This is a genomic window from Gryllotalpicola koreensis (assembly GCF_039538185.1).
In the GTDB taxonomy this organism is placed as follows: Bacteria; Actinomycetota; Actinomycetes; order Actinomycetales; family Microbacteriaceae; genus Gryllotalpicola; species Gryllotalpicola koreensis.
In genome coordinates this window covers 35,246-47,818 of the sequence record NZ_BAABBW010000006.1, presented here as the reverse complement: position 1 = coordinate 47,818, position 12,573 = coordinate 35,246, and the positions used below count along the sequence as shown (strand labels likewise).

The following is a 12,573-nucleotide window of genomic DNA, read 5'->3' as shown; positions in this document are numbered from 1 at the left end:
TCCTGAGAAGGCCGGGCCGCTTGATAGGCTCGCGGCCAACGCGTGCCACTACCCCTTGCACGGCACGGATGCCTCGAACGAAAGCGCCCGCCCAATGCCCTCCGCTCGTCCCGCCCTCCGTCTCACGACCGCCCTCGCCGCCGCTGCCGTGACGGCAACGCTGCTCGCCGGCTGCGCGCCCGCGTCAAGCACCACGAAGGACACGTCGAAGCCGGGAAGCAGCTCGAGCGCAGCGCCCACCGACACCGACACGAGCGCCGCGTCGCCGACCCCGACGCCTACCCCGACCCCGACGCCCGTCACCCTGCAGCAAGGCCAGATCTGGACGGCGCAGCAGGTCTATGACTTCAACCCGAATTTCTCGCCGGATCCGAACTACAAGCTCGCCGACGGCAGCGCCGCCGCGAAGCTCGTGCAGCTGAGCGGCGTGAGCTTCGGATGGGTGAACCAGACCAGCGGCGACACCATCGAGGTCGCCGTCGCGCACCCGTCTGCCGAGAATGTCGACCAGTTCAGCGGCGCGGTCGCGTCGAGCGGCGCGCAGCAGGTGCCGATCGACGGCGCGCCGGCAGGGACCGTCAGCTACTTCACCGTCGCCGACGGGGTCGGCACGCTGCAGATCTTCACGGACAACGGCTACTGGGTCGTCGTCGACTCGAAGACCTTCCTCGAACCTGGCGACAGCTATCAGATCGCCAGCGACGTGATGGGGAACCTGAAGTAGCTCCCCCACGGAGCATGGCGTGGTTGCGCTGCTGCGATCCGCAATGCGCGCCTCGGATCCGAGCAGCGCCGGCCGCTTAGCGGCGGTGACCCAGTGGGTCACCGCGCGGCCGGCGCCGAGCGAGCTACGCTCGCGAGGGCGGATCCGAGCAGCGCAACCGCATTAGCGGCCCACGCGTGCGACGCGCTCGGCCAGCGCGTCGGGGGTGAGGCGCGCGAGCGCCACGATCAGCTTGTAGCGCAGACTCGGGATCGAGACCGCGCGCCCACGCATGGTGTCGATCAGGGCGGCGTGCACGACGTCGGGCGCTGAGAGCCACAGGAAGTCCGGCACCGCGTTCTCGAGCACCGCGGGGCGCGCCTCTGCACCGGGAAGAGCCGCGGTGTGGGCATCCGTCGCCAGCCTCTGATGGAATTCGGTGCGCACGAAACCGGGCGCGATCGCCGTGACCCGAACGCCGCGCCGCTTGTACGCCACGTTCGCCCACCGGCTGAAGGTGAGCAGCCACGCCTTCGCGGCGCTGTACGTGCCGCGCGGAGTGAAACCCGCGACCGAGGCGATGTTGATGATCGTGCCGGCGCCGGCCGGCAGCATGTGCCCGAGCGCCGCGTGCGTGAGGCGCAGCGGCACCTCGACGAGCATCGACAGCAGCTCGAGCTCGTCGTCGACCGGGTTCTGGTCGAAGTCGCGGGCGAGACCGAAGCCCGCATTGTTGACGAGCACATCGATGCGGCCGACGGATGCCGCAACGCGCGCCTCCGCCGCCTTGACGCCCGCCTTCGTCAGCAGGTCCGCGGGAAGCACCTCGACCTCGACGTCGTGGGCGGCGCGCAGCTCTGCGGCGAAGTCCTCGAGCCGGGCGGCATTGCGGGCGACCAGCACGAGGTCGAGGCCGTCGGCCGCGAGCTGGCGCGCGAACTCGGCGCCGATGCCGCTCGAGGCCCCCGTGATCAGGGCGCGGGTTCCGATCGCTCGGTTCAGGGGCATTGCCTCACGATAACCGCACTTGACATTTCATACTAACGATATATCGTTAACGTGTCTTTGAAGGTCAAAGACCTGTTTATAGAAAGGTCGACCGATGCGATACGACAACATGTCTCATCACGACAACACCGGACATCACGACTTCCACGGCCGGGAGGCGCGCGGCTTCCACGGCCGCCCCGACTTCGAGGGCGCCCACCACCATCACGATGACCCGCGCTTCGGCGGCGGCCCCTTCGGCGGCCGCGGCATGCGCGGCGGCTTCGGCGGTTTCGGGCCGAGCTTCGACCCTGCGGACTTCGCCCGGGGCGGCCGCGGCCGTCGCCGCGCCTCCCGCGGGGACATCCGCGCCGCCCTGCTCTCTCTGCTCGCCGAGGCGCCCGCCAGCGGCTACGCGCTCATCAAGGCGATCGGCGACAAGACCGACGGCCTCTGGGTGCCGAGCCCCGGCTCGGTCTACCCGACGCTGCAGCAGCTCGTCGACGAGGACCTCATCGCCCCGTCGGGCGAGGGCCGCAAGACCGAGTACACGCTGACGGATGCCGGCAAGGCCTACGTCGACGAGCACGCCGACGAGCTGGCCGCCGCCTGGCAGGCCGCGCCGTCACGCAGCGGAGCCGACGCCGAGCTGTTCACCGCCATCGGCAAGCTGATGGGCGCGATCCACCAGCTGCGCTTCGTCGCCAGCGACGAGCAGCGCTCGCAGGCCGCCGGCAAGATCGACGAGCTGCGCAAGTCTCTCTACGAGATCCTCGCCGAGAGCTGAGCGCACAACCTCGCCCCGCCCCGGCCGTCACGAACGCACGCGATCGGCCGGGCGGAGCGAGCATTCGTGACGGCCCAGGGCGGTCACACACCGGCCGTTGCCGTCGCAGCTTGCTTGCGCGCGACGAAGGCCTCCCAGCAGGTGGTGCAGATCGCGAAGTTCGGCACCACGACCGCGCCGAGGACCGTCGACGCATCGCCGCACAGGCTCTGCGTCGGCTGGCCTGCGGCCGGCGGAGTGGCCGGCGGCACATAGGCCTCGCTGATGTGGATGTAGGTGCCGGGGTTCGGGACAGGAACGCAGGGCTTGTAACGCGTCGGCAGCGCCCCTGCGAGGGCGGTGACGAGTTGAGTGATGGAGGTAGGGGTGCTCATGAGAATCTCTCTACTCTGCGCCCTCTACCCCGTCGACCCTCCATAATGAGGGACAAACGGCCCTACGTGACGCCAGAATCCACGGATCCGACCGCGCGGGCCGCCTCGGTGCGGTTGCGCACGCCGAGCTTCCCGAGAATGCGGCTGACATGCACGCCGACGGTGCGCTCGCTGATGAAGAGCCGTGCGGCGATATCGCGGTTCGACAGCCCCTGGGCGATCAGCTCGAGCACCTGCATCTCACGCTCACTGAGGCCACCGATGAACTCGCGGCGCTCGAGCTTCCGCGGCGTCGCGCCGAGCTTCACCCCACCCGCGTGCACGATGCCGAGGACTCTGTCGCTGAGTGGCCGCGCGCGCAACTGAGCGGCAATCTCATGGGCCCGCGCTAGGAGATCGGATGCCTCGCCCGATGCTCGTACGGAAAGGGCGCGCACTCCCGCTCGGTACCGCGCATACGCCTCTTCGAAGAGGTGGCCAGAAGCCAGCGCCGCCTCGGCGATCGCACGCCACTGCTTCGCGGTATCGCGTTCATACAGCCGTGCGAACTCGGCCTCGCTGCGGTGCAGCATCATCACCGCGAGTGGAGACAGCTCGTCCGCCTCCGCCACCCCGCGTGCCAGCCCGATGAGCGACGCAGCGACACTATCCGCCTGAGTGTTGCGCGCGCGAGGAAATCGCTCCTCGAACGCATCCGCGTGCGCCTGGAGACCCACCTCCACAGCCTGGAGAACCATCTCGGGATCCTCCTGCTCCCGCAGTTCGTCGAGGATGCCGCCGATCAAGTTGATGGCCTCACCCGGACGTTCTTGCCAGAGGGCGAACACAGCTTCGTTGAAGACGAGCTGCATGGCGTAAATGCCGTCACCGAACTGGCGGCGGGCAAGTTCGATGTGCTCGGCCGCATCTGCCCATTCGCCCCGCAAGGTCTGGACTTCGATGATCTCGTCGTGGAGGTAGATGCCCATGCTGGGTGAGACATGCTCCGCCAGCGCGGCCCGCGCGACTGACAAGGCCTCGTCCCATTCCCCCAGCGCCACCAACGCCGAGACATAGTTCGACGTCACACTCGACGCGATCGAGAGGACCGGCCCGTATCTGGCGCATTTCTCGAACGTCTCGCGGGCGACGGCGATCACCTCGGCCTCGCGCTCCGCGACTCCGAGCACGTAGGTGAGGTTCCCATAGGCGCGCATCGCCGCCTCGAGGTCGTCATCCGCGAGAGCGAGGCGCGCGCACTCGCGCAGCTCCGCCTCGGCGTAGCCGCTCGCGTCGGCGACGGGCTCGGGAACCAAGGTGCTCACGACGGCGCGCGTCACCCGCGCGTCGACCAGCGCGTGCCGCTCGCCCGCGGCAGCGGCATCCGCCATCGCCTGCCCCGCGGTGCGCACGCTCTCGGCCATGTCGCCCTGGTTCATCAGGTCGCGCGCGAGCGCCGCGAGCGTGCGCGCCCGCAGCCCGAGCTGCGCCGGGTCGGCAGGGTCGAGCAGCGCGAGCACGGCGCGGAAGCTCGACGCAGACTCGGCGACATGCCCCTCCGCCGAGAGCAGCCGCCCGCGCTCGTAGGCGATCTGGGCCTCGTCGGCCCCGTCGGCGCGGGCCGCCTCGTCGAGCAGCGCGAGGGCTGCCGTGACATCACCCGACCAGTGGTAGGCGGGCACGGCCTCGAGCAGCAGCGCGGCCCGCTCTGGCTCATCGGCGGTGCCCGCGCCAGACACCGCCGGCAGCGCGAGCAGCTCGGCGTAGGCATCCCGCGCCAGTGCGAACGACCGTGCCTCGAGCGCGTGCCGCGCGCCGCGCAGCAGCTGCCCGCGCGCCTCGTCGACGCGGCCGGCCGCGTGCAGGTGCCGGCCGAGCTCCAGCGCATGCTCGCCGTCGACGGGCCCGCGGGCCGACAGCATCTCGGCGGCCGCCGCGTGCACCGCGCGGCGCTGCTGCGGCGTGGCCGAGCTGCTCAGCACCTCGCCGTAGAGGGCGTGCCGCAGCCGCAGCTCGTCCCCCGCGTCGGTCAGGATGTCGCGGTCGATCAGCTCGTCGACCACCGCGCCGGCCCCGGGCAGCACGTCGAGGTCGTCGAACCGCGCCCGGCCGCCGACCGCGGCGACGAGGGTCGCAACCCGGCGCGCCTCGGGCGAGATGCCGCGCAGCTCGAAGCGCAGCAGCTGCTCGAGATCGCTCGGCAGCCCGGGCCGGACGCCGTGCCGCGCGAGGCGCGCCGCGAAGAACGGGCTGCCGGCAGCACGCGCGGTCAGCGCGGCCACGACCGGCGGCTCGAGCCCCGGCTCGGTCTCGGCGATGATCTCGGCGATCGCCACGTCCGGCAGCGGTTCGAGCTCGATCGTCTGTGCGACGCCGAGCCGGGTGAACTCGAAGACGAAGTCCGCCAGCTCGTCGCTCGGGCGCGGCGGCCGGCTGGTCGCGAGCAGCAGCAGGTTCTGGTCGGCGAGCTTGCGCGCCACGAAGCCGAGCAGGTCGAGGCTCGCGGCGTCGGCCCAGTGCAGGTCCTCGATGACGACCACCAGCGGCTGCTGCGCGGCGACGGCCGACAGCGTCACGATGACGGCGGCGAAGAGTCGGGCGTGGGACAGCGCGGGGTCGGCGGCGACCGCGGCCCCGGCATCCACCGCTCCCCCATCACCGTTCCAGCCCGCGACGATCGGCGCGAGACCCGCCCACACCTCGTCGGTGACGGCGTCGCGCAGCTCAGGATGCTGCTCGCGCAGATCGCGCATCAGGTCGGCGATCGGCCCGAACGGCAGGCGCGTCGCGCTCGACGGCGTGCAGTTGCCGCGCACGACCGTGTGCCCGCGCTCGGCGGCCGTGCGCGCCACCTCGTCGACGAGGCGGGTCTTGCCGGTGCCGGCGTCCGCCGTGATGAGGACAGCGGTGGGTACGCCGACCTCGCTCGCATCGAGGTAGGCAAGAAGCCGCGCGTACTCGGGTTCGCGGCCGATCATCCGGGGGGCGGGGCGGACCATGCTGTGCTCAGGGTAACCGCGTTGCGACCGCCCCGACAGCGTTGGCCGACACAGCGGGCAACACAGAATACGTAGTGCGGTGCGCGCCGAATACGTACTTCCACGGATTCGGCGACCGGGGCAGCACGGGCAGAGTCGCCTCATGCTCATTTCCGACCCGTTCGCGATCGACACCGTCGCCCGACTCGAGGCCCGCGGATTCTTCGCCGGCACCGCCGTCAGCGCCGTCGAGCCGCTGCACCGCCGCAGCCTCTGCTACCGCGTGCGCCTCGCCGACGGGCGGTCGCTGTTCGTGAAGCGCCGGTCGCGCTCGACCGCCGAGACGCTCGCCGCGAGCTTCGCCTATGAGCGTCGACTGACCGAGGTGCTCGCGGGGCGGCGCATCCGCATCCCCGCCGAGTTCCTGACGCTCTGCGCCGACGACGACGAGATCCTCGTCACCGAGGACCTGATCGGCTACGCGCCGCTCGCCGAGCGCCGCGCCGAGGCCGGCGGCACGAGCGAGACCTGGGCTTACGAGGTCGGGCGCCGGCTGGCCATGCTGCACCGCGCGACCTCGGGTGAGGCATCCGTCGATCTGCCGGGCAGCGGCGAGACCGAGGTGAGTCGCGTGCGCCTGCCCGAGCGCCTGCTCACCGCGCTCACCGTCGTCTCGCCGGGCCCCGCCACCGCCTGCTCGGACGGCTGGGTCGAGATGCTCGCGCTCGTGCGCCACGCCGGGCTGCTGCGCGGCCTCGAGACGGCGGTCGCGCACTGGACGCCGTCGTGCGTGATCCACGGCGATGTCACCGACGACAACCTGCAGTGCACGGAGAGCACGGATGCCCGCGAGCCCGTCGTCTTCGTCGACTGGGAGTCCGCCGGCTACGGCGACCCCCGCTGGGATTTCGGATGCCTGGTCGGCGAGTTCCTCGCCAGCTGGCTGCAGGGACTCGACTTCCACGACGGCACGACCCTCGACGAGTGGATCGCCGGCTCGGCCATCGCCTTCACCGATGTGCTCGCGGAGATCCGCGCAGGCATCGCCGGGTACGAATCCGTACTCCCCCAGACCCCCGAAGACCGCAGGCAGTGGGCCCGGTTCGCCGCGTTCAGCCTGCTGTCGAAAGTCGCCGGCGTCGCCGCCGACGCACCTGCCCTGCCCCCGCACTCCCTGGCCTGCCTGCAGGCCGCCGAACAACTCGCGCTGCGACCCGATGCGGCGCTGGAACTGCTCTCATGATGACCTTGGACCTCTCCCCCGTGACACCCGTGACCCCCGGTGCGCCCCGACGCACGAACATGCGCTGGTACCCCCTGCTGCGCCGCATCGCCCGCGAGGTCGAAGCGCCCACGACGGGCACCTCGCCCTACGAGCTCGATATGCTCACCCGCCGCCTGTACGCGGCCTACTTCCACCGCCACACGGATGCCGACGCCTGGCCGCCGCGCACCGACCGCGGCACCCTCAACCCGATCGGCGACCCCGACGACGTGTTCGTCGAGCGGCTGCACGCCGAGTTCGGCGGCCGCCACCGCCTGCGCACCCGGCTGCTCGGCTATCTCACGGTGCACGGCTCGAAGCAGGTGGGCGAGCCCGTGCCGCCGACGCTGCGCTGCTACCTGCATGTGAATCCGGATTCCGCGCCGCGCGTGTTCGCCGGGGTCGCCGCCGGACTCGAATCGGCAGGCGTCGCCTTCGCGGCGAAGCTGCTCGACAACCCGGCGAACTTCGGCCGGCCCGATGCGGCCGTGTTCTATACGACGCGTGCCGACGCGACCGCGCTCGTCAGGTCGGCGACGGCCATGTGGGACGAGGAGTCGTTCGGCGCCTCGGTGCCGGCGTTCACTCGCGAGGTGGCGCCCGGCATCGCGGTCGCCGACGACCCGGGCGACGGCGCGAGCTTCGGCTACCACCGCTGCGCGCTCATCGCCCACGGGCTCTCTGTTGCGGGGCGGGCCGACCCGCACGTGCGCCTCGGAGCGATCATCGACGCGTTCCTGCACGCCGGCATCGACCCCGCACGGCCGCACCTGGGGCCCGGCCAGGCCGAGCTCGTGCTCGACGGGGAGGCCGCGTGAGAACCCCTCGCTAGCCCGCCCTCGTCTCAGACCCGGGAGCGTCGACATCACACCCACCCCTTCTCCCTCAACCCTGTCGACGCCACCCGATGGCCGCTCGCGGCCGACACGGCGCCAGCCCCCTGCGATCCCAGTTCGCAGGGGGCTGGCCCATGCCATGGGCGGTCCAGCGGTGCGAGATGCACGTTCGAGCTGCCGCGAGCGTGCATCTCGCACCGCCCGAGGGGGACATCAGCCCAGGTCAGGCGGCGACGGGGGTGACGGCAGCCGGGGCGGCCGGGCGGCGAAATCGGGCGCGCACCGCCTTCACGACGAGGTCGAGCAGGATGCCGGCGACGATGCCGAAGGCGATCGCGACGCCCATCGCGATGAGCGGGTTGCCCAGCAGCGCGAACGCGGTCGACCCGACCACGGCGGCGAGCGCGACGTGGAAGGCGGTGTAGAAGGTCACCGAGGCGACCGCCAGGGGGAAGTAGCGGCGCAGCGGCATCCGCCCCGCTCCCGCTGTCATCGAGACCGCGACCCGCACGAACGGCAGGAACTTCGCCGTCATGAGGATCGAGGCGGGGCTCGCCTCGAGCCGGCGCTGCGCGAATCGGAAGGCGCGGGCGAGGCGCGGGCGCTTCGGGGTGATCCAGCGCTCGACGCCGAGCCGGCGGCCGAGGTGGTAGGCGATCAGGTCCCCGGCGAGCGCGGCGGGCACGGCCACGGCGAGCACGAGCCAGACGCTTCCGCCCGACGCGGCCGCCGCGGCGGCCGTCGCGACCACGAGCGTCTCGCCCGGCACGAACGGGAAGAAGCCGTCGATGACGAGGAACAGCGCGACCAGCGCGAGAGCCCAGGGTGAGGCGGCGGCGAGGGTGATGAGGTGCCCGATCGTGTCCATGTCATCGAAGGTACGGATGCCGCAGGCCCCGGTCGTCACCCTGTGGTCGCCTCTTGACCCCCTACTGCGGTATCGCTTTTCGCGCCGTGCGCGGGCGGCGGCGAGACGATGTGGGACCGTAGCTGTGAAAGGGGATGCCATGCCACGACTGCGCCGCGCGAAGGCGGCTGCGCCCGCAGCGCCGGTGGCTGAGCCCGCGCCTGCGGTGCCGGTCGCGCCTGCCCCGCGGCCGGTTCGACGCCGGCTACGCCTGCCGCGGTCCGCACGCGGCCGCCGCGCGCTGTTCTGGGTCGTGCTGGGCACCGTGGCCGCCGCCCTGTACGCGGTGCAGGTCCCCCTCTCCGTCTCGCTCTACGGCGTGCCCGTCGAGGTGGTCTTCGTCATCGTCGCGGCGCACGTCGGAGCGCTGCCGCTCGCGGTGTGGCGCCCGCGGGAGGCATCCGGTCTCGCGGTCATCGCCGCATTCATCCTCATGCTCATCTCGACGGGCGGCTCGCTGACGGCCCCGTGGCCATGGGCCGTCGCGCCGCTCATCACGCAGTCGCTCACGCTCGCCGTCGTCGCCTGGAAGGACACCTGGTGGTGGTCGCTCGTGGCGTGGGCGGGCAGCAGTGCGGCATCCGTGATCGCGGCGCTGCTGCTGTGGCGGCACCGTCCGCCGGCGGACAGCTTCACCGACATCGTCGTGTTCGCGAACATCGCGCTGTTCACGATCGCCGCCGCCATCGTGCTGCGCCTGCTGCTGCGCACCCGCGTGCAGCTCGCGGAGGAGCGCGAGACCAGCGAGAGCGAGCGCACCCGCCGCCAGCTCGCCGACGAGCGCACGCGCATCGCCCGGGAGCTGCACGACGTGGTCGCCCACGGCATGTCGATCCTCAACGTGCAGGCCACGAGCGCCCCCTACCGGCACCCCGGGCTGCCGCCCGAGGTCGTCACCGAGTTCGAGCAGATCGCCGCGCAGACGCGCACGACGCTCGCCGAGATGCGACGGCTGCTCGGGGTGCTGCGCGCTGAGGAGCCGGGTGACGCGGCGGGGGCGGCACACGCATCCGTCTCGTCCTCCTCTCCTTCTTCTACTCAGCCGACGGCGGTGCTCGAGCCGCAGCCCGGCCTCGCGCAGCTGCCGGCGCTGATCGAGCAGGCGCGGCAGGCGGGGGCCGAGATCCTCTCGCAGACGGGCGACGCGCTCGAGCGTCCGGTCGACGACGTGGTGGGCCTGTCGGCGTACCGCATCGTGCAGGAGGCGCTGAGCAACGCCCTGAGGCACGCGCCCGGCGCGACCGTCACGGTGACGATCACGCGCGACTCGCGCATGCTCGAGTTGACGGTCGTGAACGGACCTGCACGGATCCCCGTGCCCGGCTCGCCGCACCGCGAGACGGGGCAGCTCGCGGGCGCCGGCTTCGGGCTGCGCGGCATGCGCGAGCGAGCGGGAGCGGTCGGCGGCTCGGTCGAGTACGGGGCTCTGGATGCCGGCGGCTGGCAGGTCTCCGCCGTGCTGCCCGCCCACGCCGGGGGTGCGTCATGACCCGGCTCGTGATCGCCGACGACCAGGCGATGGTGCGCGCCGGCTTCGCCGCGCTGCTCGCCGCACAACACGACCTCGAGGTCGTGGGGCAGGCGGCCGACGGCGCCGAGGCGGTGCAGCTGGCGCTTTCGCTCGTTCCCGACGTGGTGCTGATGGACGTGCGGATGCCCGTCATGAACGGCATCGACGCGACGGCGGCGATCGCCGCGGCCGGCATTCCGACGCGGGTGCTGATGCTCACCACCTTCGACATCGACGACTACGTCTTCCAGGCGCTGCAGGCCGGGGCGAGCGGATTCCTGCTCAAGGACGCCCTGCCCGCCGAACTCGTCGATGCGGTGCGGGTCGTCGCCGCCGGCGAGGGCCTGTTGTCGCCCCGGCTCACCCGGCTCGTGATCGAGCAGTTCGCGCGGGCGGGAGCGGGGCAGGCATCCGTTTCTCCCTCTTCTTCTGCCCCATCTCCCTCGTCGCCGGCGATCGAGGAGCTGACGCAGCGGGAGAACGAGATCCTCGTGCTGGTCGCGCAGGGGCTGTCGAACAGCGAGATCGCGGGCCGTCTGTTCCTCGCGGAGCAGACGGTGAAGACCCACGTCTCGCGCATCTTCATGAAGCTCGGGCTGCGCGACCGTGCGCAGGCGGTGATCCTCGCGTATGAGAGAGGACTCGTGCGGCCCGGCTCCGATGGTTGAGGAAGCCGCTTCGCGGCTGTCTCGAAACCGTCTCAGGCCGTCAGCACCTTCGGCCCGGCATCCGTGATCGCGATCGTGTGCTCGCTGTGAGCGGTGCGGGCACCGGTGGCGCTGCGCAGAGTCCAGCCGTCGGCGTCGGTGACGAGCTCGGCGGTGTCGGCCATGACCCACGGCTCGATCGCGAGCAGCAGTCCGGGGCGCAGGCGGAAGCCGCGGCCGGGGCGGCCGGTGTTGGAGATGTGCGGGTCCTGATGCATGGTCGAGCCGACTCCGTGGCCGCCGAACTCGGTGTTGATCGGGTAGCCCGCGGCGCCCAGGACCGCGCCGATGGCCGCCGAGATGTCGCCGACCTTCGCGCCCGGCTGCGCGGCGTGGATGCCTGCTTCCAGAGCCCGCTCGGTGGCCGCGATCATGCGGGCGTCTTCTGCGCTTGTGCCTGCGCTCGCCGGTTCACCGACGATGAAGCTGACCGCGGCGTCGGCGACGATGCCCTCGACGGATGCCGCGAAATCGAGCGTCAGCAGGTCGCCGTCCTGCAGCGCGTAGTCATGCGGGAGGCCGTGCAGCACCGCGTCGTTGACTGACGTGCAGATGTAATGGCCGAACGGCCCGCGGCCGAAGGACGGGGCGTAGTCGACGTAGCACGAGACGGCCCCGGCTTCGGCGATCAGCCTTCGGGCGTGGTCGTCGATCTCGAGCAGGTTGGTGCCGGTCTTCGCCTCGGCGCGCAGTGTGCGCAGCACGTGGGCGACGAAGCTGCCGCTGGCCTCGGCGCGCTGAAGCTCGGTCGGGCTGAGGATCTCGATCATGCGGTAATACTATCCCGGATTACTATCCCGGTATTAGTATCGGGTCATGGTTCGCCTGCCCCTGTCCCCCACCGAGGTCGAGCGCGGGCGGCGGCTCGGGTCGCTGCTGCGGGACGCGCGTGGGGAACGGTCGATGATCGAGGTGGCTCTCGCCGCGGGGATCTCGCCCGAGACGCTGCGCAAGATCGAGACCGGCCGGGTGGCGACGCCGTCGTTCGCGACGGTCGCGGTCGTCGCAGGGGTGCTGGGGCTGTCGCTCGACGCGGTCTGGGCCTCGATCGACGAGACTGCGCCGGCCGTTTCGGCGTGAGAGCTGCGCGGGTCTTTCCGCGCACAGGCGGGGCTTCGCATTCGGACGGGTTCGCTGTCAAGCCCTGTCTTCCAGGGCCCCGCTCCGTCACGCTCATCTCGGGAGAGTCACTAGCCGAGGGGGAATCTCATGAGCCTGGTCACCGCAACACTGCACCGCCTGTCACGATCCGTTCACGAGGCGCCCGAGCTCGCCGAGGTCGAAGTGGTGGCCGTGACCGACGACGACTGGCGCGTCAGCCTTCCCGGCGGCAGCCCGTTCGGCCTGCTCGGGTTCGTCACGCTGACCGACGGCCGCTACCGCGTGCAGTCACTCAGCCGCCCGTTCGCCGACCGCACGGCCGACACGCTCGAGGGGGCGATCGAGCTGCTCCGTCCGCGTGCGGCGGACGTGCAGGCGATGCTCGCCGGCGTCCGGCCCCGCTGGGCGGCATAAGGCCGGCGGCGCGTCAGCCGCGACAC

At 71.6% G+C, this 12,573-nt stretch carries 13 protein-coding genes; 8 read left to right on the top strand and 5 right to left on the bottom strand.

The features are described 5' to 3' along the window. The first annotated feature begins 94 nt into the window (after positions 1–94). Positions 95–724 carry an iron ABC transporter ATP-binding protein gene (locus ABD708_RS17380; RefSeq protein WP_344756836.1) on the top strand — a complete coding sequence of 210 codons (630 nt, stop codon included), beginning with the start codon at positions 95–97 and terminating at the stop codon, positions 722–724. Between the two features lie 162 nt (positions 725–886). On the opposite strand, the gene ABD708_RS17375 is transcribed toward ABD708_RS17380, so the two are convergent. Beyond that, positions 887–1,711, bottom strand: a complete 825-nt coding sequence (locus ABD708_RS17375) for an SDR family NAD(P)-dependent oxidoreductase (RefSeq protein ID WP_344756834.1) — start codon at positions 1,709–1,711, stop codon at positions 887–889. A 94-nt stretch (positions 1,712–1,805) separates the two neighbouring features. Here ABD708_RS17375 and ABD708_RS17370 point away from each other — a divergent pair, with 94 nt between their 5' ends. Continuing rightward, a complete protein-coding gene (locus ABD708_RS17370; RefSeq protein WP_344756832.1) occupies positions 1,806–2,477 on the top strand; it encodes a PadR family transcriptional regulator in 672 nt (223 codons plus the stop codon). An 83-nt stretch (positions 2,478–2,560) separates the two neighbouring features. On the opposite strand, the gene ABD708_RS17365 is transcribed toward ABD708_RS17370, so the two are convergent. Both ABD708_RS17365 and ABD708_RS17360 read right to left on the bottom strand, forming a co-directional pair. Then, entirely contained in the window at positions 2,561–2,851 is a 291-nt protein-coding gene (locus tag ABD708_RS17365) for a hypothetical protein (protein ID WP_344756830.1), read from the bottom strand. 62 nt (positions 2,852–2,913) lie between these two features. Next, a complete protein-coding gene (locus tag ABD708_RS17360; protein ID WP_344756828.1) occupies positions 2,914–5,829 on the bottom strand; it encodes a helix-turn-helix transcriptional regulator in 2,916 nt (971 codons plus the stop codon). Positions 5,830–5,971: 142 nt separating this feature from the next. Between ABD708_RS17360 and ABD708_RS17355 the strand changes: the two genes are divergently transcribed. Together ABD708_RS17355 and ABD708_RS17350 are read left to right on the top strand one after the other, a co-directional pair. Beyond that, positions 5,972–7,051: a phosphotransferase family protein gene (locus tag ABD708_RS17355; protein WP_344756826.1), complete on the top strand. Its 1,080-nt coding sequence runs from the start codon at positions 5,972–5,974 to the stop codon at positions 7,049–7,051. After that, a complete protein-coding gene (locus ABD708_RS17350) occupies positions 7,048–7,890 on the top strand; it encodes a T3SS effector HopA1 family protein (RefSeq protein WP_344756824.1) in 843 nt (280 codons plus the stop codon). The genes ABD708_RS17355 and ABD708_RS17350 overlap by 4 nt, the downstream gene beginning before the upstream one ends. 241 nt (positions 7,891–8,131) lie before the next feature. On the opposite strand, the gene ABD708_RS17345 is transcribed toward ABD708_RS17350, so the two are convergent. Further along, on the bottom strand, positions 8,132–8,815 hold the full coding sequence (locus tag ABD708_RS17345; RefSeq protein WP_344756822.1) for a DedA family protein: 684 nt from the start codon (positions 8,813–8,815) through the stop codon (positions 8,132–8,134). A gap of 100 nt (positions 8,816–8,915) precedes the next feature. On the opposite strand from ABD708_RS17345, the gene ABD708_RS17340 reads away from it, so the two are divergent. Together ABD708_RS17340 and ABD708_RS17335 are read left to right on the top strand one after the other, a co-directional pair. Then, positions 8,916–10,304, top strand: coding sequence for a sensor histidine kinase (locus ABD708_RS17340; RefSeq protein WP_344756820.1), 1,389 nt, complete (start codon positions 8,916–8,918; stop codon positions 10,302–10,304). Further along, positions 10,301–10,993, top strand: coding sequence for a response regulator (locus ABD708_RS17335; protein WP_344756818.1), 693 nt, complete (start codon positions 10,301–10,303; stop codon positions 10,991–10,993). The genes ABD708_RS17340 and ABD708_RS17335 overlap by 4 nt, the downstream gene beginning before the upstream one ends. A 32-nt stretch (positions 10,994–11,025) precedes the next feature. On the opposite strand, the gene map is transcribed toward ABD708_RS17335, so the two are convergent. Beyond that, positions 11,026–11,802 (bottom strand): type I methionyl aminopeptidase, encoded by a 777-nt coding sequence (gene map / locus ABD708_RS17330; RefSeq protein WP_344756816.1) that lies wholly within the window; start codon positions 11,800–11,802, stop codon positions 11,026–11,028. A 46-nt stretch (positions 11,803–11,848) separates the two neighbouring features. On the opposite strand from map, the gene ABD708_RS17325 reads away from it, so the two are divergent. After that, positions 11,849–12,112, top strand: a complete 264-nt coding sequence (locus tag ABD708_RS17325) for a helix-turn-helix domain-containing protein (RefSeq protein WP_344756814.1) — start codon at positions 11,849–11,851, stop codon at positions 12,110–12,112. A gap of 129 nt (positions 12,113–12,241) precedes the next feature. Then, a complete protein-coding gene (locus ABD708_RS17320) occupies positions 12,242–12,547 on the top strand; it encodes a hypothetical protein (protein WP_344756812.1) in 306 nt (101 codons plus the stop codon). Positions 12,548–12,573 lie beyond the last annotated feature (26 nt).